The following is a 24,837-nucleotide window of genomic DNA, read 5'->3' as shown; positions in this document are numbered from 1 at the left end:
GGTGCCCGCCATGCCGATCCCTCCCCAGGACCGATCGTCCGACCTGCCGCCCGAAGGCGCCGCACAACCGCCGCGGGGCGACCTGCCCGAGCCCGCGCGGCCGACCACGCAGGCCGAACCGGGGCCCGACGCCGCCACCGGTCCGGCCGGGGCCGAGGACGCGTACGGGGCCGCGCTCAAAGAGGTCGAGGACCGCTGGCGGCGTGCCCTCGCCGACCTCGACAACCTGCGCAAGCGACACGCCAGGGAACTGGACCGGGAGCGCGCGGTCGAACGCGCCCGCACGGCCGCGGCGTTCCTTCCCGTCATCGACAACCTCGAACTGGCCCTGAGCCATGCGGGTTCTGATCCCGGGGCGATCGTCGAGGGGGTGCGCGCCGTGCGCGACCAGGCCGTGTCCATCCTTGAACGCCTTGGTTACGAGCGTCACGCCGAGACCGGCGTGCCGTTCGACCCCTCCCGGCACGAGGTCGTCGGCGTGGTCCAGGACCCCGACGCCGAGCCGAACACCGTGGCGCAGGTGCTGCGCCCCGGCTACGGCGAGGCCGAGCGGCAGCTGAGGCCGGCCGCCGTGACCGTTTCCAAGCGGGAGTGAGCGGCCATGGCACGCGACTTCTACGAGGTTCTCGGGGTCCCGCGAGACGCCGACAAGGACGAGATCCAGCGGGCGTTTCGCAAGCTGGCCCGCAGGTACCACCCGGACGTCAACAAGGACCCCGAGGCGGAGGAGCGGTTCAAGGAGATCAACGAGGCCTTCAGTGTCCTGTCCGACCCCGACCAGCGGGCCCGTTACGACCGCTTCGGCGAGGACTTCCGGAAGGTGCCCGAGGACTGGGAGGAGCGGGTCGGTGCCGGCGCGGGACCCGGCGGCGGCTTCCGCTGGTCCACCGGGGACGGCCCCCGGGTCCGGTATGCAACCAGCGGTTTCGGCGCGGAGGGCGTCGACGTCGACGACTTGTTCGGCTCGCTCTTCGGGGGCGCCGGACGGATGCGTGTCCCCGGAGCCGACCAGGAGGCCGAACTGCCGCTCACCGTCGAGGAGGCCTACCGGGGAGGCCGTCGCACCGTCACGCTGGCCGGTCCCACGGGGCAGCCGCGGCGGTACGAGGTCGACGTGCCGCCGGGTGTCACCGACGGGCAGCGTATCCGGCTGGTGGGCGAGGGCGGCCGGGGCAACGGTGACGCCCCCGCGGGGGACCTGTACCTGCGCGTGCGCATCCAGCCGCACCCCCAGTTCCGCCTCGACGGCCGGGACGTGTACGTGGAGCTTCCGGTCACACCGTGGGAGGCCGCGCTGGGCGCGACGGTTCCGGTGCCCACGCCGAGCGGGGCGACGGCGAAGGTGAGCGTGCCCGCGGGCTCGTCCAGCGGGCGGCGGCTGCGGCTGCGCGGCGAGGGCATGCCGAATCCGCGCGGCACGAACGGCAACCTCTACGCCGAGCTCCGGATCATGGTGCCGCCCAGGCTCAGCGACCGGGAGCGCGCACTCTTCGAGGAGCTCGCCGCCGTCTCCTCGTTCGACCCCAGGAGGACACGATGAGTGACCCACGAGGAGGGGCGCGCCAGGCGTCTCGGCCGACAGCTCCCGCGCCGGCACGCGTCCGGTACGCGATCGTGCCGGTGCCCAGGCTCTCCCTGCAGACCGTGGCCCGCCGCTCCGGCGTCCATCCCGACCTCGTCCGCCGGTTCGTCGCTCTGGGCCTGGTCGAGGCCGAGCGCGACGCCTCCGGAGAGCTGGTGTTCGAACTGACGGCACCGGCTGCCCTCGCCCGCGTCCAGCGGCTGCGCACCGGACTCTGCCTCAACTACGCATCCATCGGCCTGGTGCTCGACCTGCTGGACCGCATCAGCCTGCTCGAAGCCGCCCTGCGCCGCGCCGGTACGAGGAGTGAAACACCCCCATGGACATGAACCGTCTCACCCAGAAGTCCCAGGAAGCCCTCCAGGAGGCCCAGAGCGCGGCCGTCGGCATGGGGCAGACCGAGGTCGACGGGGAGCACCTGTTGCTCGCGCTTCTCGATCAGGAGGACGGTCTGATCCCGCGGTTGCTGCAACAGGCCGGCACCGAGCCGAAGGAACTGCGCACGGCCGTGCGCGAGGAGCTCTCCCGCCGCCCGAAGGTCACCGGTCCCGGCGCCGCACCCGGCCAGGTCTTCGTCACCCAGCGCCTGTCCCGCCTGCTCGACGCCGCCGAGCGGGAGGCCAAACGCCTCAAGGACGAGTACGTGTCCGTGGAGCACCTCCTGCTCGCCCTGGCCGAGGAGGGCTCGGCGACCGCCGCCGGACGCCTGCTCAAAGCGCATGGCGTGACCCGGGATTCGTTCCTGAGCGTGCTCACCCAGGTCCGCGGCAACCAGCGCGTCACCTCCGCCAACCCCGAAGTGGCCTATGAGGCTCTGGAGAAGTACGGCCGCGATCTCGTCCTCGAGGCACGGTCCGGGCGGCTGGACCCGGTCATCGGCCGGGACGCGGAGATCCGGCGCGTCACCCAGATCCTCAGCCGCAAGACCAAGAACAACCCCGTCCTCATCGGCGATCCCGGCGTCGGCAAGACCGCCATCGTCGAGGGCCTGGCTCAGCGCATCGTGCGCGGTGACGTCCCCGAGGGTCTGCGCGACAAGACGGTGTTCGCTCTCGACATGGGCTCTCTGGTCGCCGGTGCCAAGTACCGCGGCGAGTTCGAGGAGCGCCTCAAGGCCGTCCTCGCCGAGGTGAAGGCCGCCCAGGGGCGCATCCTGCTCTTCGTCGACGAACTGCACACCGTCGTCGGCGCGGGCGCCGCCGAAGGGGCCATGGACGCGGGCAACATGCTCAAGCCGATGCTCGCCCGCGGCGAACTCCACATGATCGGCGCCACCACCCTCGACGAGTACCGCAAGCACATCGAGAAGGACGCCGCCCTCGAACGCCGCTTCCAACAGGTCCTGGTCGACGAGCCGAGCGTGGAGGACACCATCTCCATCCTGCGCGGACTGCGCGAACGCCTGGAGGTCTTCCACGGGGTGAAGATCCAGGACACCGCACTGGTCTCCGCGGCCACCCTCAGCCACCGCTACATCACCGACCGGTTCCTGCCCGACAAGGCCATCGACCTCGTCGACGAGGCGTGCGCCCGGCTGCGCACCGAGATCGACTCGATGCCCGCCGAACTCGACGAGATCACCCGCCGGGTGACCCGCCTGGAGATCGAGGAGGCGGCCCTGTCCAAGGAAACCGACGCCGCCAGCAAGGCCCGCCTGGAGGAACTGCGCAAGGAACTGGCCGACCTGCGCGGCGAGGCCGACGCCAAACACGCCCAGTGGGAGGCCGAACGGCAGGCCATCCGCCGCGTGCAGGAGCTGCGCCAGGAACTGGAGCAGGTCCGCCTCGAGGCGGAGGAGGCCGAACGCGCCTACGACCTCAACCGCGCCGCCGAACTCCGCTACGGCCGCCTCCAGGACCTGGAGCGCCGGCTGAAGGCAGAGGAGGAGCAACTGGCCGCCAAACAAGGGCAGAACCGGCTGCTGCGCGAGGTCGTCACCGAGGAGGAGATCGCCGAGATCGTCGCCGCCTGGACCGGCATCCCCGTCGCCCGTCTCCAGGAGGGTGAACGCGAGAAGCTGCTGCGTCTCGACGAGATCCTGCGCGAGCGCGTCATCGGCCAGGACGAGGCCGTCAAACTCGTCGCCGACGCCATCATCCGCGCCCGCTCCGGCATCCGCGACCCGCGACGTCCCATCGGCTCGTTCATCTTCCTCGGCCCCACCGGCGTCGGGAAGACCGAACTGGCCAAGACCCTCGCGGCGGCCCTGTTCGACTCCGAGGAGAACATGGTCCGTCTCGACATGAGTGAGTACCAGGAGCGGCACACCGTCAGCCGGCTCATGGGCGCACCGCCCGGATACGTCGGCTACGAGGAAGGCGGCCAGCTCACCGAGGCCGTACGCCGCAAGCCGTACTCGGTCGTCCTGTTCGACGAGATCGAGAAGGCGCACACCGATGTCTTCAACACCCTGCTGCAGGTCCTAGACGACGGCCGCATCACCGACTCCCAGGGCCGCACCGTCGACTTCCGCAACACCGTGATCATCATGACGTCCAACATCGGCTCCGAGCACCTCCTCGACGGCGTCACCGCCGAGGGCGAGATCAAACCGGACGCACGCGCTCTGGTGACGGGCGAGCTGCGCGGGCACTTCCGCCCGGAGTTCCTCAACCGCGTCGACGACATCGTGCTGTTCAAGCCGCTCGGTGAACGGCAGATCGAGCGGATCGTGGAGCTGCAGTTCGACGAACTGCGCCGCCGGCTCGCCGAACGCCGCATCACCGTCGAACTCACCGAAGCCGCCCGCGAGCTGATCGCCCACCAGTGCTACGACCCGGTGTACGGGGCCCGGCCGCTGCGCCGCTACATCTCCCATGAGGTCGAGACGATGGTCGGGCGCGCCCTGCTGCGCGGTGACGTCCAGGACGGCGCGACGGTCCGCGTCGACGCCGAACACGGAGAGCTGGTGGTCACCTACGACCAGCCCGAAGACGTGAAGGGAGCGCGGGCGGCATGAGCACGACGCAGGCGCGGACCGTCAGTTGCCCGAACTGCGGGCGCATCAACCGGGTGCCCGTGGCCGCGGAGGGCCGCCCCAAGTGCGGCCACTGCAAGCAGCCCCTGCCGTGGATGGTGGACGCGGGCGACGACGACTTCACCCAGGTCGCCGAGCGGGCCGACATCCCCGTCGTGGTCGACCTGTGGGCCACCTGGTGCGGCCCCTGCCGCATGGTCAGCCCCGCACTGGAGAAGGTCGCCACCGATCTCGCCGGCCGCATCAAACTCGTCAAGGTCGACGTCGACAAGAACCCACAACTGTCGCAGCGTTTCGAGGTCCAGGCCGTACCGACACTGCTGATCCTCGACCGGGGCGAGACGGTCGCCCGGCAGGCGGGGGCGGCGCCCGCCCCCGCTCTGCGCCAGTGGGTGGAACAGTCGATCACCGCCCGGAAAGGATGATCCGGATGACCCTGCACGCAGATCCCCACCTCGCGCTTGTCCGGCCGGTCCAGCCGCTCACCCCGGAAGGGTGTCAGGAGTGTCTGATGCTCGGCTCCCCGTGGGTCCACCTGAGGCTCTGCCTGACCTGCGGGCACGTCGGCTGCTGCGACTCCTCGCCGAACAAGCACGCGCGCAAGCACGCGGCTGCCGTCGCCCATCCGATCGTGCAGTCCTTCCAGCCCGGCGAGGAATGGCGCTGGTGCTACGTTCACGAGGCGTTCGCCTGATGTCCGGTGACCAGTCGCCGCCGGGCGAAGAACCGGTGCCGAAGGAAGCGGACGAGGCCGCCTTCTGGGAGACCCCGGACATCTACGGCGCGTATCCGCGCCTCACGGAAGACCAGACAGCGCGTCTGGCGGAGCACGGGCAACGCCGGACCATGGCGCCGAACGACGTGCTGATCCGGGAGGGGGAGCGCTGCGAGACGTTCTTCGTCGTCCTCAGCGGTACCGTCGCCGTCGTCGAGAACCACGGCACTCCCGAGGAGCACGTGCTGCGCGTGCACGGCCCCGGTCGCTTCATCGGCGAACTCGGCCTGCTGCACGGACAAGTGGCCTTCTACACCGCTGTCGCCAGGGAGCCCGGCGAGGTCCTCGTCGTCTCCCTGGACCAGTTGCGCCGCCTGGTGTCCCAGGACTCCACCATCGGGGACACCGTGCTGCGCGCCTGTCTGTGCCGTCGCGCGCTGCTCGTCGGACAGGGCGCCGGCTTCCGCATCATCGGCTCGCGCTACTCGCCCGACACCAGGCGGCTGCGCGAGTTCGCCGTCCGCAACCGGCTGCCGCACCGCTGGATCGACCTGGAGACCGATGAGGAGGCCGAGGAGCTGCTGCGCCGCTTCGGCGTCGGCCCGGCGGACACACCACTCGTCATCTGGCGGGACACCACCCTGTTGCGCAACCCCAGCAACGCGGAACTGGCCCGGCTCATCGGCCTGCCGTCACTACCCGCCGGAAACCGTCACGACGACGTCCTCATCGTGGGCTCCGGACCCGCCGGCCTCGCTGCCGCCGTGTACGCCGCCTCCGAGGGCCTGAGCACCACGGTGGTGGAGGCGATGGCCACCGGCGGCCAGGCCGGCACGTCGTCCCGCATCGAGAATCTGCTCGGCTTCCCGTCCGGCATCTCCGGCGCCGAACTCACCGAACGCGCCGTGCTCCAGGCCGACAAGTTCGGCGCCGGGATCAGCCTTCCGCTGGAGGCGACCGGTCTCCATGCCAAGGACGAGGACCACTACGTGGTGGCGTTCGCCGACGGCGGTGAGATCGCCGCCCGCGCCGTCGTCCTGGCCATGGGCGCCCGCTACCGCCGGCTCCAGGTGCCCGGCATCGACCGCCTGGAGGGAACGAGCGTGCACTACTCGGCGACCGTCTACGAGGCCCAGCAGTGCCGCACCGACCCGGTGGCCGTCGTCGGCGGAGGCAACTCGGCGGGCCAGGCGGTGTTGTTCCTCGCCGGGTACGCGCCGAAGGTGTACCTGCTGGTCCGAGGAACAGACCTCGGGGCCAGCATGTCCCGCTACCTGGTCGACCAGGTCGAGCGTCATCCGCGGGTGGAGGTCATGCTGCACACCGAGGTCACCGAGGTCATCGGCCAGGAAGTGCTGGAGGAGCTCGACGTGGTCGACAACCGCACGGGCGTACACCGCCGTCTCGCGGCACGGAGTCTGTTCGTCTTCACCGGCGCCGAACCTCACACCGAGTGGCTCGCCGGCACCGTCCCCCTCGACTCCCGCGGCTTCGTCCTCACCGGGCCGGAGGCCCAGGAAGCCTGCGCCTACCCCGAGGTGTGGCACGGCCGCGGGCGCTCGTGCATGACCCTGGAGGCCGGCCTGCCCGGGGTCTTCGCGGTGGGGGACGTCCGCAGCGGCTCGGTGAAGCGGGTGGCCTCCGCGGCCGGCGAGGGCGCGATGGCCATCCACTTCGTGCACCGGCACCTGGGGCACGCGGCCGTACCCGGCACCACGGGCACGTCGGCTGTCGCGGGTGGCTCGGACGTCTCCCCACGCATACGTCACAAGGAGTCCGCATGGCTCGCATGACACATGGCGGGCGATGAGATCACGAGAAGGAAGAAGGAGGCGATGGCCATGGCCATGCCCGTCCGGCGCCACCGCGGTGGCGGTCTGCAGGAAAGGCCCGTCTGGGCACCCACCCCTCCCCTCGGTGTGCGAGACGCGCAGGCGTGAGCGCGGGCCGACGGCGCGGTGCTCCCATGGCCGGGCGAAGTTCTGTTCTGTGCTGCCGCGGTGCGAGGAGGAGGGCCGGCACCGCCTGCACCAGGGGCCGGACCAGGTGGCCCACACCGGTTTTCCACCGGTGCACACGGGGAGTCTCGAGTACTCGCCAGGGTGGCGAACCGGGTGGCTCCACACCTGCGTCTGGCAGGTCAGGAATGCACAGGTTCGGTCGCCCCACGAGTACGAGAGCAGGGATCCACCATGTACTGGTCGCGCTCTCCCACCCCGTGTCCGACACTCCGGACGAAGGCACCGGACCCTCCCTGCTCCGCCGGTGTGTGACGTGATGCAGATCTCGCTGCGCTTGCGGCACCGCGATCCATATTCTGATCTCGATCGCTGGTTGAGAGTGCGGCGGAACCGCCTTGGAGCGGCCTTGGGCCCTTGGCCGGCGAGGTGTCAGAAAATTCAGCATGCGGTAAGCGTGAATCGGACGACGGCTCCTCGGTGCCAACCGGTGAGTGAGCCGCTGTAGCCTTGGATAACAGCCCTTGACCTGCAGAAAGCAGGCAGGGAGCGAATTTCGGGAGTGCTGAATGCTTCGAACCCTGTTCAAGTCCAAGATCCACCGCGCCACGGTCACGCAGGCCGACCTGCACTACGTGGGATCGGTGACCATCGACGCCGAACTGCTCGACGCGGCCGACCTGTTGCCCGGCGAGCTCGTTCACATCGTCGACATCACCAACGGGGCGCGCCTGGAGACGTACGTCATCGAGGGCGAGCGCGGCTCGGGCGTGATCGGGATCAACGGTGCCGCCGCCCATCTCGTCCATCCCGGCGACCTGGTGATCATCATCAGTTACGCTCAGCTGGACGACGCCGAGGCACGTGCCTTCGAACCCCGGGTGGTGCACGTGGACCGCGACAACCGCATCGTGGCCCTGGGTGCCGACCCGTCCGAGCCGGTGCCGGGCTCGGACCAGGAGCGCAGCCCGCAGGCCGTACCGGCCTGATCGCCGATCACTCGTCCTTTCACTCGTCCTTCGGACCAGGAGCGTGCCCATGAGCGACATCGAGATCCGCGACGACCGGGCGGCGGGCCGCCTGGAGGCGATCGGTGACGGGACGGACGGCGAAGTCGTCGGCCACATCGAGTACTTCGTCCTCGAATCGCCGGGGCGCGCCCTGGTCCCCGTCCACACGATCGTGGAGCCGGCCCACGAGGGGAAGGGCATCGCGGGCTCCCTCGCCCGCGAGTTGTACGCCATCGCCAAGCGCGAGGGCGTCGTGGTCGCCCCGCTGTGCCCGTACGTCGTGAAGTGGGCCGAGCGCCACCCCGACCAGGCCCCGGCGGCCGACCCGGAGCTGCTGCGCGCGGCGCGGGACTGGCTGCGCGCGCATCCGGGCCGCTTCTGAACGGCATGCTCGCCCTCCTGCACACCTCGCCCGCCCACGTCCCCGTCTTCGAGGCACTGCGCGACGAGCACCACCCCGGTCTCGCGCTGCGGCACCTGGTCGACGAGGAGCTGCTGGCCCGGGCCCGCCGCGAGGGCCCGGAGACGGTGGCGGACGGGGTGCGGGCGGCCGTCGGCAGGGCGGTCGCCTACGGGGCCCGGGCCGTGCTGTGCACCTGCTCGACGATCGGCGGAGTCGCGGAGGCGGCGGGGGCCGGTGCCGGGGTGCCGGTCCTGCGCTCGGACCGTCCGATGGCGGCCGCCGCCGTGGCGGCCGGACCGCGGATCGTCGTCCTCGCCACCGTCGAGAGCACGCTCGGCCCGACGGTGTCCCTGATCGAGGAGGAGGCGGCACTTTCCGGCCGTACCGCCGCGGTGCGGACGCGGCTGGTCGAGGGCGCCTGGGACCGCTTCGCGGCGGGCGACACCGAGGGCTGCGCGACACTCGTCGCCACCGCGGCCGACCGCGTCACCGAGGCCGACGCGATCGTCCTGGCCCAGGGCTCGATGGCCCCCGCGAAGCACCTGTCGACGACCCCGATCCCGATCCTGTCCAGCCCACGCCGCGGACTGGCGGCGGGTGCGCGGGCGGTTCGGTGACCGACAGGGCCGGCGGGTGTGACTTGGTTGTGGGCCGGGGGGCGGTGATGGGCGGGCGTCCGGTTCGTGGTCGGCGCGGTTGACTGCGTCGCCGGGCCGAGGCGATGGTCCTGGCCCAGGTTCGATGGTCCGGCAGAGTCCTTGGCGATGACCTGGGTCCCGGTGGTGTGCAGTCCGCGCCGGGGGCTGGCGATGGCTGCGTGGGCGGTTGGGGGGTGACGTCGCCGAGGCTGACGCAGTCGGCGGCGGATGGTCGGGGGCCGACGGGACCGGCGGGTCTGACAAGGTGGGGGACCGGTAGTCGGTGATGGGCAGGCGTCCGGTTCGTGGTCGGCGCGGTTGACTTCGTCGCTCAGGCTGACGCGTTTTCCTGGCCCAGGGCTCGATGGCCTCGGCGGAGTCCTTGGCGACGACCCAAGCCCCACCCGCGCCGTGGACTGGCGGCGGGTGTGACGAGGTCGTGGACCGGGGGCGGCGACGAGGAACCGGTGCGGTCCGAGGGCGACGGCCTCACGCGTGCCGGGCGTCGTGAGCGGCTTGTCGGTCGGGGTCGGGAACGTGCCGAACAGGTGGGGCACCTGGGGCGGCGCTCAGGGAGCCGGCGCGGAAGCGGGGTCCGGTGGGTGGGGCCGGGTGGGTCGGGGAGGTCGCTCGGGGGAGTGAGTGGGGAGGCGTCCGTCGGGTAGGCGGGGAAGAGTCCAGAGCCGATGTCACCGACTGGCCGGAGGGCGCCATGACCGAGCCGTACCCCGACCCCACTCCGCCCACCCCCGGGCCGGGTCCGGACCCGCAACCCCCTGACCCGTATCCCTCCCCGGTCCCCACTCCACAGCCACCCCCGGGTCCGGAACCCACCCCGCCCCCGCAGCCGCCCTCCCCGCCGACTCCGACCCCACCACCCGACCCGTTCCCCCCGGGCCCGGAACCCGTACCGAGTCCGGAGCCGGGACCGCCGTTGACCTGAACCGGGGGTCCGCAAACGACGGCGGGCGGCCGCTCGGGCCGCCCGCCGCCTCGTGCCGTCCTCCGTTACGCGGAGACCTCCGAGCGGTCCCCGCCCCACAGCGTGTGGAACGAGCCGTCCTGGTCGGTGCGCCGGTAGGTGTGGGCGCCGAAGAAGTCGCGCTGGCCCTGGGTCAGAGCCGCGGGCAGGCGCTCGGCGCGCAGGGCGTCGTAGTAGGCGAGGGCCGCGGCGAAGCCCGGGGTCGGGACGCCCTGGCGGGTCGCGGCGACCAGGACCTCACGCCAGTCGTCCTGGGCGGCCGCGATCTCCTGGGCGAAGGTCTCGTCCGACAGCAGGCTCGGCAGGTCCGCGCGGGCGTCGTACGCGGCGCGGATGCGGTCCAGGAAGGCCGCCCGGATGATGCAGCCGCCGCGCCAGATCGCCGACACGGCACCCAGGTCGATGTCCCAGTCGTACTCCTCGCGGGCCGCCGCGATCTCGTGGAAGCCCTGGGTGTACGAGACGATCTTCGAGGCGTACAGCGCCTGCTCGACCCGGTCCGCGAAGGCCGCCGCCTCCGACTCGCCCAGCGTCTGCGCCTTCGGGCCGGCCAGACCGCGCGAGGCCTCGCGCAGCGCCGCGTGCCCGGACAGGGAGCGGGCGAAGACCGCCTCCGCGATGCCGGACACGGGCACGCCGAGGTCGAGGGCGATCTGGACCGTCCAGCGGCCCGTGCCCTTCTGCTCGGCCTGGTCGACGACCACGTCCACGAACGGCTTGCCCGTCGCCGCGTCCACGTGGGACAGCACCTCGGCCGTGATCTCGATGAGGTAGGAGTCGAGGCGCCCGGTGTTCCAGGTGCGGAAGATCTCCACGATCTGCGCCGGGGAGTAGCCGGCGACGTCGCGCAGCAACTGGTAGGCCTCACCGATGAGCTGCATGTCGGCGTACTCGATGCCGTTGTGGACCATCTTCACGAAGTGCCCGGCGCCGTCGGGACCGACGTGGGTCACACAGGGAGCGCCGTCCTTGGCCTTCGCGGAGATCTTCTCCAGCATCGGGCCGAGCGAGTCGTACGACTCCTTCGGGCCGCCCGGCATGATGCTCGGGCCGTTCAGCGCGCCCTCCTCGCCGCCGGAGACGCCCATGCCGACGAAGTGGATGCCCTGCTCGCGCAGTTCGCGCTCCCGGCGCCGGGTGTCCGCGAAGTGCGCGTTGCCGCCGTCGATGATCATGTCGCCGGGCTCCAGGAGCGGCGCGAACTCATGGATCACCGCGTCGGTCGGCTCGCCCGCCTTGACCATGATGACCAGCCGCCGCGGCCGCTCCAGCGCCGCCACGAACTCCTTGGCGGTCTCGGCCGCGATGAAGTCGCCCTCGTTCCCGAACTCCTCCACCAGGGCGTGCGTACGCGCCGCCGTCCGGTTGTGCAGAGCGACCGTGTAGCCGTTGCGCGCGAAGTTGCGGGCGAGATTGCGGCCCATGACCGCGAGTCCGGTGACGCCGATCTGGGCTGTCTTGCTCATTCGGTTGGCTCCTTGAGGATCCGGTGTCGGTGGTGCCGTTCGTGCCCGTCAGTATCGCCCCACCGACCATCCTGACGTGCCGGTACGCCGAGCGCATGTCCGGGTCGCCCGGTGCGCCGCAGGCAGATACGCACGACGGGCCCCGCCTGTCTCAGCCACTGTGCAACTGCCGTCTATTCCTGATTCCTTGCGGGACAGGGCGGCCGATTGCCGTCTTGTCATGGCCTGTTCGGCACGCTTACTTTTGGCCCTCCTGACGCATGTCGAGGGGGATCTCCATGGCCGTACGCGGCCGGCACCGCCGGTATCAGCCGAACAGGATCAACCGAGCTTCACTCACCGTCACCGCCTCCAGCGCGGGCATGGCGATCCCGCTGATCGGCGCCGGCACCGCGCACGCGGCCGACGTGTCCACCTGGAACAAGGTCGCCGCCTGCGAGTCCTCCGGCAACTGGAGCATCAACACCGGCAACGGCTTCTACGGCGGGCTGCAGTTCACCCAGTCCACCTGGGCGGCCTACGGCGGCACGGTGTACGCCGGGCGCGCGGATCTGGCCACCAAGGACCAGCAGATAGCCGTCGCGGAGAAGGTACTTCGGGGACAGGGGCCGCGCGCCTGGCCCGTGTGTTCGGTCCAGGCCGGGCTGACGCGCGGCGGGGACACCCCGGACCTGCACACCGACGGCACGTCCACCCACCGGACGTCCGCCCACCAGACGTCCGAGCAGACGTCGAAGAGGAAGAAGACGTCCGTACGGGACGTCCAGCCGCAGTCCACCCCCCAGTCGAGGGCGGGCACGGCCGAGATGTACACCGTGGTGCACGGCGACAGCCTCTCCGAGATCGCCGACACCCAGCACGTGCGCGGCGGTTGGCAGCGGCTGTACGCGGCGAATCGCCGGACCATCGGGGCCGACCCCGACCTCATCCTGCCGGGCCAGCGGCTCGACCTGCGGGCCAAGGCGCCCACCTCGCACACGCCCACGACGCACACCGCGTCGACCAAGTCGTCGACGAAGGAGGCCGCTCCGGCCACCGAGGAGAAGCGGACCACCACCCGTCACCACTCCCTGATCGCCCCGGTGGGCGGGCCGATCGGCACCGGCTATCACGTGGCCGGCTCCTCGTGGTCGAAGGGCTACCACACCGGCGTCGACTTCCCCGTCCCCACCGGCACCTCGGTGCGGTCGGTCGCGGCGGGCCGGGTCGTCACCGCCGGCTGGGGCGGCTCGTACGGCTACCAGGTGGTGATCCGGCACGCGGACGGCCGCTACACCCAGTACGGCCATCTGTCGGCGATCTCCGTGCGGGCCGGGCAGAGCGTGAGCGAGGGCCAGCGCATCGGCCGCTCGGGGGCCACCGGCAACGCCACGGGCCCGCATCTGCACTTCGAGGTGCGGACGGGGCCCGGTTTCGGTTCGGACATCGACCCTCTGCGGTATCTGAGGGCCGGCGGCGTCAGGATTTGACCCGCTCCCGGTGCCGGTCGACGGCCGGCGCCGGGACGTACGAGCCGCCGTGGAAGGGGCCGTAGAAGCGGTAGCGGGCGGGGTCGGGAGTCTCCTCGTCGTTCTCGACGTAGGCCACCGCCAGGAACGTGGGGCCCACCTGGGTGGGGACCACGATCCCGGCGGGGAGTTCGGCCGCCGGCTCCTGGGGGAACTCGGCGGGGACCGGCCCGGTGACGGTCTGCTCGGGCAGGGCCGGCGCGGACTCCTCGGCGGCGGTGCGGGCGATGCGCTCCGTCGTCAGCAGGATCAGGCCGCCCGCCGCCACCACGCCGCAGCTCAGCGCGAGGGCGGTGCCGGTGCTGCCGTAGCGGAAGGTCTCGCCGAACATCGTGATGCCGACCGCGGCCGCTATCACCGGGTTGACGACGGTGAGCGTGGCCAGCGGGGCGGCGAGGCCGGCGCCCCGGTAGGAGGCCTGCGACAGCAGCAGTCCGGCCGTGGCGAAGACGCCGATCACGGCGAGGGAGGGCACGTCCGAGAGCGTCACACCGCCGGCCCAGTCGACCGCGACGACCTTGGTGAAGACCGAGGACATGCCGAAGGCTATGCCGGACGCGGTGGCGAGCAGCATGCTGCGCACCGCCGGGTGCCGGTGGGCGGCCCGGCCCGCGATCATGAGGGCCACGACCGCGCCGCCGGTGACCGCGGCCACCGCCACGCGCTGCGCCGTGTCCAGCGACTGCTCGTCGGACGCGCCGACCAGGGACAGCAGACCGGCGAGGCCCACGGTCGCCATGATCGCGCCCCGCCAGGCGGTGGAACCGGCCTTGCGGCCCACGAACAGCGCCGCCATCGGCAGCGCCAGCACGATGGTCAGGGCCCCGAGCGGCTGCACCAGGCTGAGCGGGCCGTAGGCCAGCGCCGCCACGTGCAGCAGACCGCCGAGGCCGTTCAGCGCCACCGCGGCCCACCAGCCGGGCCGGCGCAGCGGTGCGTACTGCTCGCCGGGGGAGGTCACCGCCACGCGCTCCTGCACGATCGCCCCGCCGGCGTAGGCGACGGCGGAGACGAGGGAGAGGATCACGGACAACGCGAGGGCGCTCATGAGCAGCTGCTCCTCTGCGTGAGGCGGGGGCGGTTGCCCCTGCGCGGCGAACGGTCGGCCTTCATAGCGAACACGATGCCTTGTCGATCTGTTCCCGTCGTCGTCCCTGAGCACCCAATGGGTCCTACTGCCGATGGAGTACGAATCGGGCACTGTCCTCCCCAGGGTGGGTGACCCGGGGTGGACACCCCCGGGGAGGAACCCCTAGGGACCTTGGTACTACTGCTGTTCGTGGACCCGGAGCCCGACCTCGACCCCGATCTCGCCGCGCTCGAAGCGCTGGGCGGCTTCTTCGTCCTGCGCGTGGGCGCGGGACCGGCGGCGCCGCTTCCCAGTCTCGCGCAGACGTACGAAAACCGCCCCTCGGAGATTTACGGAAATACGCTGATTTTCCGGGTGGAGAAGGTCGCCGCCGCGCTGCGCGCCCCGGAACGCCGGATCGCCGCCTCGGTGGCCCAGCAGGGGCTCGCCGCCCGGCTCTGGTCGGTCACCCTCGGGTGCGCGGCCCGCTACGGCCGCATCCCCGACCTCGCCCCCGGGCTGCTGCGCTGGGACCCCGGCGCGAGCGCCCCCGACGACCTCTGGCTCTCCGAGGTCCGCCCCCTGGCCGCCGACCCCGCGACGATCGCGGACGTCGTGCTGCACGGCCACCTCGAACCGCTCGCCACGGCCTTGCGCGTCCACCAGCGCGTCGCCCCCGGCCTGCTGTGGGGCAACGCGGCCTCCGCGCTGGCCGGAACCGCCCGCCAACTGGAGCACTGGGCCCGCGTGCAAGGCACTGAGGAGGCCGCCGTCCGCACCCGTTCCCTCACCGCCGCCCTCCTCGCCCACCCCCTCCTGGCCGGAACCCTCACCGACACCCTCCGGCGCCGCAGCTGCTGCCTCTACTACCGGGTGCCCGGCGGGGGAGTGTGCGGTGACTGTTGCTTCATACGAGCCCCGCGCTCTTCCGCGCGCGGCTCATCTGGGTGACCATGAAGGAACCGGTCGCCGAAACAGGGAGTTGCGGGTGCGAGTCGGACTGCTGACCCGGGAGTACCCGCCGGACGTGTACGGCGGCGCGGGTGTCCATGTCGAGTTCCTCGCCCGGGAGTTGAGCTCCCTGGTCGACCTCGAGGTGCACTGCTGGGGCGAGGGCCGCGGGGTGGGCGTCGTACGGCACCGCTCCTGGGCCGCCCTGGACACCGCCAACGACGCGCTGCGCACCTTCTCCGTGGACCTCGCCATGGCCGCCGGCCTCGAGGGCCGCGAGCTGGTGCACTCCCACACCTGGTACGCCAACCTCGGCGGCCACCTCGCCAAGATGCTGTACGGCGTCCCGCACGTGATGACCGCCCACTCGCTGGAGCCGCTGCGCCCCTGGAAGGCCGAGCAGCTCGGCGGCGGCTACGCGCTCTCCAGCTGGGCCGAGCGCACCGCGATCGAGAGCGCGGACGCCGTGATCGCCGTGTCCGGGGCCATGCGTGAGGACATCCTCACGTGCTACCCGACGCTGGATCCGGCCAAGGTCCACATCGTGCACAACGGCATCGACACCACGCTCTACCGCCCCGACCACGGCACCGACGTGCTCGACCGGATCGGGCTCGACCGCAGCCGCCCGTTCATCCTGTTCGTCGGCCGGATCACCCGCCAGAAGGGCGTACCGCACCTGCTGCGGGCCGTGCGGGACATCGATCCGGCCGCGCAGGTCGTGCTGTGCGCGGGAGCGCCGGACACACCGGAGATCGACCAGGAGTTCCGCGATCTCTACCAGGAGCTGAGCCGGGTCCGCGCGGGCGTGCACTGGATCCCGCAGATGCTGCCGCGGCCGGAGGTGATCCAGCTGCTCACCCATGCGGCGGTGTTCGTCTGCCCGTCGGTGTACGAGCCCCTCGGCATCGTGAACCTGGAGGCGATGGCCTGCGGCACGCCGGTGGTGGCCTCCCGGGTGGGCGGCATCCCCGAGGTCGTGGACGACGGCCGTACCGGGGTACTCGTCCCGGTGGACGACGACTTCGAGGCGGCCCTCGCGCGAGCACTGGACGCGGTGATCGGCGATCCTGAGGGGGCCGGGCGGATGGGTGAGGCCGGGCGGGTGCGCGCGGTGGAGGAGTTCGGCTGGGACGCCGTCGCCCGCCGTACGGTCGGGCTTTACGAAGAGATCCTCAAACAGGAATAGAACGGTCGGGAGTTCTTCGAACAGGCTTACTCCGCCTCGCCCAGGGGCAGGCATGGATCAACCACGGTGAGGGGAGCGGCCATGCGTCGTGGCGGACCTTCGGTGCTCGGGATCGTCCTTGCGGGCGGAGAAGGCAAACGCCTGATGCCCCTGACAGCCGACCGCGCGAAACCAGCGGTCACCTTCGGCGGGACGTACCGTCTCGTCGACTTCGTCCTGTCCAACCTCGTCAACGGCGACATCCTGCGCATCTGTGTGCTGACGCAGTACAAGTCGCACTCGCTGGACCGCCACATCACCACCACCTGGCGGATGTCCAGTCTGCTCGGCAACTACGTCACCCCGGTCCCGGCCCAGCAGCGCCTCGGCCCCCGCTGGTACCTGGGCAGCGCGGACGCGATCCTGCAGTCGCTGAACCTGATCTACGACGAGCGGCCCGAGTACGTGGTGGTGTTCGGCGCCGACCACGTCTACCGGATGGACCCGCGGCAGATGCTCGCCCAGCACATCGAGAGCGGGGCGGGCGTCACGGTGGCCGGCATCCGGGTGCCGCGCTCGGAGTCCTCGCAGTTCGGCGTGATCACCCCGGGCTCGGACGGGCTGACGGTGGAGCGCTTCCTGGAGAAGCCCGCCGACCCGCCGGGCCTCGCGGACGACCCTGAGTGCGTGTTCGCCTCCATGGGCAACTACATCTTCACCACCAAGGCGCTGATCGAGGCACTGCAGCGGGACGCCGAGGACCAGCACTCCGTGCACGACATGGGCGGCTCGATCCTGCCCCAGCTCACCGAGCGGGGCGAGGCCCAGCTGTACGACTTCAGCGCCAACCACGTGCCCGGCGAGACCACCCGCGACCGCGGTTACTGGCGGGACGTGGGCACCCTCGACGCGTACTACGACGCCCACATGGACCTGATCGCCGAGCGGCCCGCCTTCAACCTCTTCAACCGGCAGTGGCCCATCTACACCCACTCCTACCAGCTCTCCCCGGCCCGCTTCAACGCGGGCGGCATCGCGAGCGAGTCCATCATCAGCGCCGGCTGCCTGATCCGCGGCCAGGTCACCCGCTCCGTGCTGTCGCCGGGAGTCCTGGTCGACCCGGGCGCGGTGGTGCAGGGCTCGGTGCTGCACGACAACGTCCACATCGGGCGCGGTGCCATCGTGCGCGGGGCGGTCCTGGACAAGAACGTGGAGGTGCCGCCGGGCGCGACGATCGGCGTCAACCCGGAACGGGACGCGGAGCTGTACACCGTCTCCAAGGGCGGGGTGATCGCCCTAGGAAAGGGGCAGGTGGTGTCGTAGCGGGCGGGAGGGTCAGCCGGGCGGTCGCATCGACTCGAAGTTCTTCATGATCACCTCGCTGGTCCGCCGCAGCTCGTCGGCCGGGCTGAACTGGAGGTACTCGGTGCCCGGCGCGGTGTGCGTGGGCGCGTGGCCCGGCGGCGCGTAGAAGGCGTCGCCGGCCTCGTACGTCTCGTCCCGGTCCGCGTAGTGGAAGACGAGTTCCCCCTTGAAGACATAGCCCCAGTGCGGGCACTGGCACCGGTCGTCGGGCAGCCCCTTGAGCAGGGGCCGGTGGTCGATGTCCTCGCGGAACGTCAGGAAGTCCACGGCGTAGGACTCGACCTCCTCGGCGCGGTCCACGACGGGGCCGAAGTCCCCGCCCTGCGTGGCCGACTGCCTGGAAACCTTCGGCATCTCTCTCGCCTTCTTCCCGCAGAGATCGACCCCTTGTCCCATTCTCCGCCCCTCTCGCGGCCCGGCCACCGGGGCCGCTGTCTTGTCATGTCCCTGGACGCGATGCGGAATCCGTGTTGTCATGCCAACTGCTGTCCATGACAACGTTGTTATGGAGGTTTTCCGTGCACCTGACACGCCTCAGAGACCGACTCGCGTTACTGCTGGCCCTCGCACTCGGCATCGCCGGGCTCGCCGCCGTCCCGGCCGCGACCGCCGCCGGCGACCCGGTGGAGGTCCACGGCCTGAAGGGCGAGTACTACACCCAGTCCGCGCCCGGCGCCTTCGACTTCCACGAGCTCAAGGCGACCGGCTTCGACCCGAACCTCGACTTCGACAACCTCGAGCCGCGCCTGGCGTTCACCACCGGACGGTCCGACGACGTGAGCGTCCGCTGGACCGGGAAGATCGTCCCGGAGAGGACCGGCCCGCACACCTTCTCGGTCATCGGCGACAACGGCTTCCGCCTCTGGATCGGCGGACAGCTCGTCATCGACCACTGGGTGGACGACTGGGACACCGAACAGACCGGCGGGCCGGTCGACTTGACCGCCGGACACGCCTACGACATCAAGGTCGAGTACTTCGAGCACTACGGCGGCTCAAACCTCCACCTGCGCTGGACCGAGCCCGGCGGCACCAAGGTGCCCGTCCCGCAGTCCGCGTTCCGGCTGCCCGACGGCTTCGACTACGACGGCGCCGTCGCCACCACCGTCCTCGCCACCGGCCGCACCCTGAGGCTCGACTTCGCCCACCCCCTCGCCGCACCCCCGGCCGGCCTCACCGACCACCTCCAAGCGGTGATCGGCGGAGCCAAGTGGCCCTTGGGCAACGCGACCCTGGACCCGTCCGACAGCAGGTCGCTGCTGATCCCGCTCACCCAGCCCGTCGTCGGCACCAAGACGGGTACCGCCCGCGGCACCGCCGACGTCCGCTACGACGGCAGCGGCGGCCTCACCCGCGCGGACGGCAACGTTGTCAAGGCGTTCTGGTCCAGCGGCCCCAACCGCTCCACCCACGAACTGCGCACGAGATGGGCCGACCAGGTCGGCCCGGACAACGCCCACCCCGAGTACCCGCGCCCGCAGCTGACCCGCGCCGACTGGCGCAACCTGAACGGGCGTTGGCAGTTCGCCGCGGCGACGGCGGGGGAGCGGCCGCCGGTCGGCCAGAACCTCGCCGAGCACATCCTCGTCCCGTACCCGGTCGAGTCCCAGCTCTCCGGCCTGGAACGGCACGAGGACCGCATGTGGTACCGCCGCACCTTCACGGTCCCCGCCGGCTGGAAGATCGGCTCGGGCAAACGGCTGCGGCTCAACTTCGGGGCCGTCGACTGGCGGGCCGAGGTCTACGTCAACGGCACCAAGGTCACCGAACACCAGGGCGGCTACGACAAGTTCAGCGCCGACATCACCGACGCGCTGAAGCCGGGCCGCGCGCAGGAGCTGATCGTCGGCGTGTACGACCCCACCGACGCGGCCGACGGCGAGAACCCACCGCTCGGCAAGCAGCGTCTGGACCCGAGCGGCATCTGGTACACGCCGACCTCGGGCATCTGGCAGACGGTGTGGATGGAGCCGGTGGCGCCCGACCACGTGGACGCGCTGAAGCTCGTCCCGGACGTCGCGAAGGGCCGGCTGACGGTGGAGGCGCAGGGCGTGCGCGCCGGCGTACCGATCACGGTGACGGCGTACGACGGGAAGCGCGAGGTCGCCACGGCGCGCGGCCGGACCGGCGGCCCGCTCACGCTCACCCTCGACAGACCGCACCTGTGGTCGCCCGACGATCCCTTCCTCTACGGCCTGAAGGTCACCGTCGGCGCCGACCACGTCGGCAGCTACTTCGGGATGCGCTCGATCTCCGTCGAGAAGGTGAACGGCGTCCCGCGCACCCTCCTCAACGGCAAGCCCATCTTCATGATGGCCACCCTCGACCAGGGTTTCTGGCCCGACGGCCTCTACACCGCCCCGACCGACGACGCCCTGGCCCATGACCTGAAGGTGCACAAGCAGCTCGGTTTCAACGCCGTGCGCAAGCACATCAAGGTGGAGCCGGACCGCTGGTTCTACTGGGCCGACCGGCTGGGCCTGATGGTGTGGCAGGACATGCCCGCGATGACGGCCGGGGTGAACCCGTCTCCCGCCGCCCGCGCCGAGTTCGAGCGCGAGATGAAGCAGATCGTCGACGAGCACGTCAGCAGCCCCTCGGTGGTCATGTGGGTCACCTTCAACGAGGGCTGGGGCCAGTACGACATGGCCCGCATCGCCGACCAGGCCAAGGCCTGGGACCCGTCCCGGCTGGTCAACTCCATGTCGGGGCTGAACCTCGGGGCCGATGGCGGCACCGGCGACATCATGGACGAGCACGGCTATCCCAGCCCCGCCCTGCCACCCCACCCGGACGGTCGACGCGCCCTGGTCAGCGGCGAGTACGGCGGCCTGGGGCTGGCGGTGCCCGGTCACGCCTGGTCCGTGCAGCAGTCGTACGTCGACGTCGACCCGGCGACCTACACCGACGACTACCTCGCCAAGCTCGCCGAGGTGCGCGCTCTCGCCTGCGAGGGCGGCAACGGCGCGGTCTACACGCAGATCTCGGACGTCGAGGGCGAGCTCAACGGTCTGCTCACCTACGACCGCGAGGTGCTCAAGCCGGACGCCCGGCGCGTGCGCGCCGCCCAGCGGGCCCTGATCCAGGACGCTTCCAGGGCGGTTCCCGCAGGGTGCCCCTCGACCACCTGACCCCCCACCCCTTCCGGAGGACTCCCGACATGAGATGGACCCGGCGCCTGCGCCTGTGCACGGCGGGGGTGGTGGCGGCGTCCGCGCTGTTCGCCGCTCCCGTCACCGCCCGGGCCGCCGAGCCGAGCGACGCTCAACTGACCGGCCTGGTCAACCCGTTCATCGGCACCGAGAACGAGGGCAACACCTATCCCGGTGCCGCCGTGCCCTTCGGCATGGTGCAGTTCTCACCCGACACCGGCCACAACACCGGCTACGACTACTCCCAGAACCACATCCGCGGCTTCTCCCTGGTGCATCTGTCGGGCGTCGGCTGCGGCCTCGGCGGCGACCTGCCGGTCCTGCCCACCACCGGTGACGTCACCCAGACCGACTACGCCCGCTACGCCGCCGAGTTCAGCCACGACGACGAGACGGCGAGCCCCGGCTACTACGAGGTCGGCCTGAAGACCGGCATCAGGGCCGAGCTGACCGCGACGCGGCGCACCGGCGTGCAGCGCTACACCTTCCCGGCCACCGACAAGGCCAACGTGCTGCTCAACGCGGCCCAGTCGCTGCACACCGGCGTCTCCTCCACGGTCGAGATCCTCGACAACCGCACCGTGCGCACCGCCATCACGGGCCGCGGCTTCTGCCAGGACACCAAGCCCTACACCGTCTACACGATCACCCGCTTCGACCGGCCCTTCACCGCGTACGGCACCTGGGACGGCCCGACCGTGACCTCGGGCTCGAGGACCGGCCGGGACGGCGCCTACGTCCGCTTCGACACGACGAAGGACCGCACCGTCGAGGCGACCACCGCCCTGTCCTACGTCGACGCGCACGGCGCGGCCGTCAACCTCCGCGCCGAGGGCGGGCGTTCCTTCGACGCCGTGCGCCGCGGGGCCGAGCGGGCCTGGGAGGACCGGCTCGACGACGTACGCGTCAAGGGCGGCGACGACAGCCTGCGGCGGACCTTCTACTCGTCCCTGTACCGGTCCTTCCTCGCGCCCAACATCGGCAGCGACGCCGACGGCCGCTACACCGGCTGGGACCAGCGGATCCACCGCACCGACGGCTTCACCTACTACCAGAACTGGTCCCTGTGGGACACCTACCGCACCCAGTCCCAGCTGCTGTCCCTGCTCGCGCCGCGCGAGGCCCGGGACATGGCGATCTCGGTCATCAAGATTTCCGAGGAGAGCGGCTGGCTGCCCAAGTGGGGCTACGGCACGGTCGAGACGAACATCATGACCGGCGACCCGGTCACCCCGTTCCTGACCAACGCCTACCAGCAGGGACTGCTCAAGGGGTACGAGGAGCGGGCCTACCGGGCGCTGAAGCGCAACGCCGACGGGGTGCCGCCCGCGGACTCCCCGGCGCTCGGCCGGGAGGCCGACAAGGAGTACATCGCCGAGGGTTTCGCCCCGTACATCAAGGGCCGCCCGCATGTGAAGCCCGGTGACTCGGACTACGACCACGGGGCCTCGGCGACCCTGGAGTACGCCCTGTCGGACGCGATGCTCGCCCGGATGGCCCGCGACCTCGGCCATCCGGGGGACGCGGCCCGGTATGCCGCCCGCGCCCAGAGCTACCGGAACATCTTCGACCCCTCGACCGGCTTCTTCCGTGCCCGTGACGCCTCCGGCGCCTTCACCGGCCCGGCCGACCCGGCGCAGAGCGAGGGCTTCCACGAGGGCACGTCCTGGCAGTACCAGTGGCTGGTGCCGCAGGACCTGCCCGGGATGGTCTCCCTGATCGGTGGCGAGCAGGCGGCCAACGCCCGGCTGGACTCCTTCTTCGCCTACGACCAGCTGCTCGCCGACCCGGCGAGGACGGCCCGCGAGGTCTGGGTCAACGGGCCCTACGACTACTACAACGCCGACAAGTACAACCCGCAGAACGAGCCCGACCTCATCGCCCCGTACACCTATCTGTCGACCGGTCAGCCCTGGAAGACCACCGACGTCGTGCACGCGGCGCTGACCCTCTTCACCGACACCCCGACCGGCATGACCGGAAACGACGACCTCGGCACCATGTCCGCCTGGAACGTGCTGTCGTCGATCGGGATCTTCCCGGTGCAGCCCGGCTACGACACCTGGGGCCTGTCCACGCCGGTCTTCGACCGGGTCGACCTGACCCTGGACCGGCGCTACTACCCGCACGGCGCCCTGAGCATCTCCGCGCCCGGCACGTCCGGCACCGACCGCTACATCCAGTCGGCCCGCACGGACGGAAAGGCGTACGACCGGACCTACCTGACGACCGGCGGGCTGCGCTCCCTGCGCTCGCTGTCGTTCACGGTCGGCCCGCACCCGTCTGAGTGGGGTACCTCGGCCCTGGCGGCGCCACCCGCGCTGAAGTAACCACAGGTGTCCCCTGAGTCCCGCCCCTTCCAGAGGGGCGGGACTTAATCCGATGTTAACTGAGCGTAGCTTGATCGTACTTGACCGTAATCGCTTGTCGGGGGTTGACTGCTGCCTCACCCTTCGTCGATGCGAGGCAAGCCATTGACTTCTGACCTGCTCGCTCCTCTCGACCTGGCGTTCTGGAACATCGAGTCCGCCGAGCACCCCATGCATCTCGGCGCCCTCGGGGTCTTCTCGGCCCACTCCCCGACCGCGGGCGCCCATGCCGCCGACCTGCTCGCCGCGCGGGCCGCGGCGGTGCCCGGGCTGCGGATGCGGATCAGGGACGTATGGCAGCCCTTCTCCTTCCGGCCGCTGGCCTTCGGCGGGGCCACCCGGGAGCCCGACCCCGGCTTCGACCCCCTGCACCACGTCCGGCTGCACGCCCCCACCGCCGACTTCCACGCGCTGGCGGGCCGCCTGATGGAGCGTCCGCTCCAGCGCGGCCGGCCGCCGTGGGAGGCACATGTGCTGCCCGGGCAGGACGGGGTCTCCTTCGCCGTGCTGTTCAAGTTCCACCACGCCCTGGCCGACGGGCTGCGGGCGCTGACGCTCGCCGCCGCCGTAATGGACCCGATGGACCTGCCCGAGCGCCGGCCGCGCCCCCAGGAGCCCCGGCGCGGTGTCCTGCCCGATGTGCGCAGACTGCCGGAGCTGGTCAGGGGCGCCGTGTCCGATGCGGGGCGCGCCCTCGACATCGGCGCGTCCCTCGCCGTGTCCGGACTGGGCGTGCGCTCCTCGGCGGCGCTGGCCGCCGAGCCCACCGGCAGGCGCCGCACCGCCGGTGTCGTGATCGACCTCGACGACGTGCACCGCGTCCGCAAGTCCGAGGGCGGCACCGTCAACGACGTGCTCATCGCGGTCGTCGCGGGCGCCCTGCGCCGCTGGCTGGACGAGCGGGGCGACGGCAGCGAGGGCGTCCGGCCGCGCGCCCTGATCCCGGTCTCCAAGCGCCGTCCGCGCACCGCCACCCCGCAGGGCAACCGGCTCTCCGGGTACGTGATACGGCTCCCGGTCGACGACCCCGACCCGCTCGGCCGGCTCGGCACCGTGCGCTCGGCCATGGACCGCAACAAGGACGCCGGGCCCAACCGGGGCGCGGGCGCCGTCGCGCTGCTCGCCGACCATGTGCCGCCGCTGGGTCTCAGGCTCGGCGGCCCGCTGGCCGGCCAGGCCGCCCGGCTCTGGTTCGACATCCTGGTCACCAGCGTCCCGCTGCCCAGCATCGGACTGAAGCTCGGCGGCAACCCGGTCACCGAGGTCTATCCGCTCGCCCCGCTGGCCCGCGGCCAGGCCCTCGCGGTCGCCGTCTCCACCTACCGCGGCCACGTCCACTACGGCCTCGTCGCCGACGCCAAGGCCGTACCGGACCTGGACCGTCTGGCCGCGGCCCTCACCGCGGAGATCGAGACCCTCGTCACGGCATGCGGCTCCTGATCAGGACGAGTTTGGAGGACCGGGGCGGCGCTCCGTAAAATCCACCCTTCGACAGCGGGTGCGATCGGAGCGCCGCTCGGTGAT

At 71.3% G+C, this 24,837-nt stretch carries 20 protein-coding genes; 17 read left to right on the top strand and 3 right to left on the bottom strand.

Features of this window, described 5'->3' with window-relative positions; translation table 11 throughout:
- The first annotated feature begins 10 nt into the window (after positions 1–10).
- From ACWCQ1_RS16240 to ACWCQ1_RS16195, 10 genes are all read left to right on the top strand, one after another.
- On the top strand, positions 11–595 hold the full coding sequence (locus ACWCQ1_RS16240; protein WP_133046513.1) for a nucleotide exchange factor GrpE: 585 nt from the start codon (positions 11–13) through the stop codon (positions 593–595).
- 6 nt (positions 596–601) lie between these two features.
- Positions 602–1,540, top strand: a complete 939-nt coding sequence (locus ACWCQ1_RS16235) for a DnaJ C-terminal domain-containing protein (RefSeq protein ID WP_451026737.1) — start codon at positions 602–604, stop codon at positions 1,538–1,540.
- Positions 1,537–1,911, top strand: a complete 375-nt coding sequence (locus tag ACWCQ1_RS16230) for a chaperone modulator CbpM (RefSeq protein WP_451026736.1) — start codon at positions 1,537–1,539, stop codon at positions 1,909–1,911. Before ACWCQ1_RS16235 ends, ACWCQ1_RS16230 begins: the two co-directional genes overlap by 4 nt.
- Positions 1,902–4,541, top strand: a complete 2,640-nt coding sequence (gene clpB, locus ACWCQ1_RS16225; RefSeq protein ID WP_451026735.1) for an ATP-dependent chaperone ClpB — start codon at positions 1,902–1,904, stop codon at positions 4,539–4,541. Before ACWCQ1_RS16230 ends, clpB begins: the two co-directional genes overlap by 10 nt.
- The gene (gene trxA / locus ACWCQ1_RS16220) at positions 4,538–4,984 is read left to right on the top strand and encodes a thioredoxin (RefSeq protein WP_451026734.1); all 447 of its coding nucleotides are present in this window, start codon (positions 4,538–4,540) and stop codon (positions 4,982–4,984) included. The genes clpB and trxA overlap by 4 nt, the downstream gene beginning before the upstream one ends.
- A 5-nt stretch (positions 4,985–4,989) precedes the next feature.
- The gene (locus ACWCQ1_RS16215) at positions 4,990–5,253 is read left to right on the top strand and encodes a UBP-type zinc finger domain-containing protein (protein WP_451026733.1); all 264 of its coding nucleotides are present in this window, start codon (positions 4,990–4,992) and stop codon (positions 5,251–5,253) included.
- Positions 5,253–7,067 (top strand): FAD-dependent oxidoreductase, encoded by a 1,815-nt coding sequence (locus tag ACWCQ1_RS16210; protein ID WP_133046518.1) that lies wholly within the window; start codon positions 5,253–5,255, stop codon positions 7,065–7,067. Before ACWCQ1_RS16215 ends, ACWCQ1_RS16210 begins: the two co-directional genes overlap by 1 nt.
- Before the next feature lie 734 nt (positions 7,068–7,801).
- Positions 7,802–8,221: an aspartate 1-decarboxylase gene (gene panD, locus ACWCQ1_RS16205; RefSeq protein WP_359017683.1), complete on the top strand. Its 420-nt coding sequence runs from the start codon at positions 7,802–7,804 to the stop codon at positions 8,219–8,221.
- A gap of 49 nt (positions 8,222–8,270) precedes the next feature.
- Complete coding sequence (locus tag ACWCQ1_RS16200; RefSeq protein ID WP_451026732.1) at positions 8,271–8,624, top strand: GNAT family N-acetyltransferase; 354 nt, start codon at positions 8,271–8,273, stop codon at positions 8,622–8,624.
- Positions 8,625–8,629: 5 nt separating this feature from the next.
- On the top strand, positions 8,630–9,262 hold the full coding sequence (locus ACWCQ1_RS16195) for an aspartate/glutamate racemase family protein (protein ID WP_451026731.1): 633 nt from the start codon (positions 8,630–8,632) through the stop codon (positions 9,260–9,262).
- A gap of 1,029 nt (positions 9,263–10,291) precedes the next feature.
- Here ACWCQ1_RS16195 and gndA read toward each other — a convergent pair.
- Entirely contained in the window at positions 10,292–11,731 is a 1,440-nt protein-coding gene (gene gndA, locus ACWCQ1_RS16190; RefSeq protein WP_451026730.1) for an NADP-dependent phosphogluconate dehydrogenase, read from the bottom strand.
- A gap of 278 nt (positions 11,732–12,009) precedes the next feature.
- Between gndA and ACWCQ1_RS16185 the strand changes: the two genes are divergently transcribed.
- Positions 12,010–13,200 (top strand): transglycosylase family protein, encoded by a 1,191-nt coding sequence (locus tag ACWCQ1_RS16185; RefSeq protein WP_358600875.1) that lies wholly within the window; start codon positions 12,010–12,012, stop codon positions 13,198–13,200.
- On the opposite strand, the gene ACWCQ1_RS16180 is transcribed toward ACWCQ1_RS16185, so the two are convergent.
- The gene (locus tag ACWCQ1_RS16180) at positions 13,190–14,287 is read right to left on the bottom strand and encodes a DMT family transporter (RefSeq protein WP_358600878.1); all 1,098 of its coding nucleotides are present in this window, start codon (positions 14,285–14,287) and stop codon (positions 13,190–13,192) included. The genes ACWCQ1_RS16185 and ACWCQ1_RS16180 overlap by 11 nt on opposite strands.
- 213 nt (positions 14,288–14,500) lie before the next feature.
- Between ACWCQ1_RS16180 and ACWCQ1_RS16175 the strand changes: the two genes are divergently transcribed.
- The 3 genes from ACWCQ1_RS16175 (at position 14,501) to glgC (ending at position 17,750) form a co-directional block, all read left to right on the top strand.
- Entirely contained in the window at positions 14,501–15,259 is a 759-nt protein-coding gene (locus tag ACWCQ1_RS16175) for a (2Fe-2S)-binding protein (protein WP_451026729.1), read from the top strand.
- A 37-nt stretch (positions 15,260–15,296) separates the two neighbouring features.
- A complete protein-coding gene (glgA, locus tag ACWCQ1_RS16170; protein ID WP_358600884.1) occupies positions 15,297–16,448 on the top strand; it encodes a glycogen synthase in 1,152 nt (383 codons plus the stop codon).
- 81 nt (positions 16,449–16,529) lie between these two features.
- The gene (gene glgC, locus ACWCQ1_RS16165) at positions 16,530–17,750 is read left to right on the top strand and encodes a glucose-1-phosphate adenylyltransferase (RefSeq protein ID WP_358600887.1); all 1,221 of its coding nucleotides are present in this window, start codon (positions 16,530–16,532) and stop codon (positions 17,748–17,750) included.
- A gap of 12 nt (positions 17,751–17,762) precedes the next feature.
- On the opposite strand, the gene ACWCQ1_RS16160 is transcribed toward glgC, so the two are convergent.
- Positions 17,763–18,146, bottom strand: coding sequence for a cupin domain-containing protein (locus ACWCQ1_RS16160; RefSeq protein WP_208784230.1), 384 nt, complete (start codon positions 18,144–18,146; stop codon positions 17,763–17,765).
- Positions 18,147–18,310: 164 nt separating this feature from the next.
- On the opposite strand from ACWCQ1_RS16160, the gene ACWCQ1_RS16155 reads away from it, so the two are divergent.
- The 3 genes from ACWCQ1_RS16155 to ACWCQ1_RS16145 all read left to right on the top strand — a co-directional run bounded on the left by ACWCQ1_RS16155 (position 18,311) and on the right by ACWCQ1_RS16145 (position 24,753).
- Positions 18,311–20,923 carry a PA14 domain-containing protein gene (locus tag ACWCQ1_RS16155; protein ID WP_451026728.1) on the top strand — a complete coding sequence of 871 codons (2,613 nt, stop codon included), beginning with the start codon at positions 18,311–18,313 and terminating at the stop codon, positions 20,921–20,923.
- Between the two features lie 29 nt (positions 20,924–20,952).
- The gene (locus ACWCQ1_RS16150) at positions 20,953–23,274 is read left to right on the top strand and encodes a GH92 family glycosyl hydrolase (RefSeq protein WP_451026727.1); all 2,322 of its coding nucleotides are present in this window, start codon (positions 20,953–20,955) and stop codon (positions 23,272–23,274) included.
- A 144-nt stretch (positions 23,275–23,418) separates the two neighbouring features.
- Positions 23,419–24,753 (top strand): wax ester/triacylglycerol synthase family O-acyltransferase, encoded by a 1,335-nt coding sequence (locus ACWCQ1_RS16145; RefSeq protein WP_451026788.1) that lies wholly within the window; start codon positions 23,419–23,421, stop codon positions 24,751–24,753.
- Positions 24,754–24,837 lie beyond the last annotated feature (84 nt).

This window comes from Streptomyces sp. NPDC002144, from assembly GCF_053593695.1.
The sequence above is the reverse complement of the archived record's forward strand: the minus strand, read 5'-3'. Positions and strand labels throughout refer to the sequence as shown.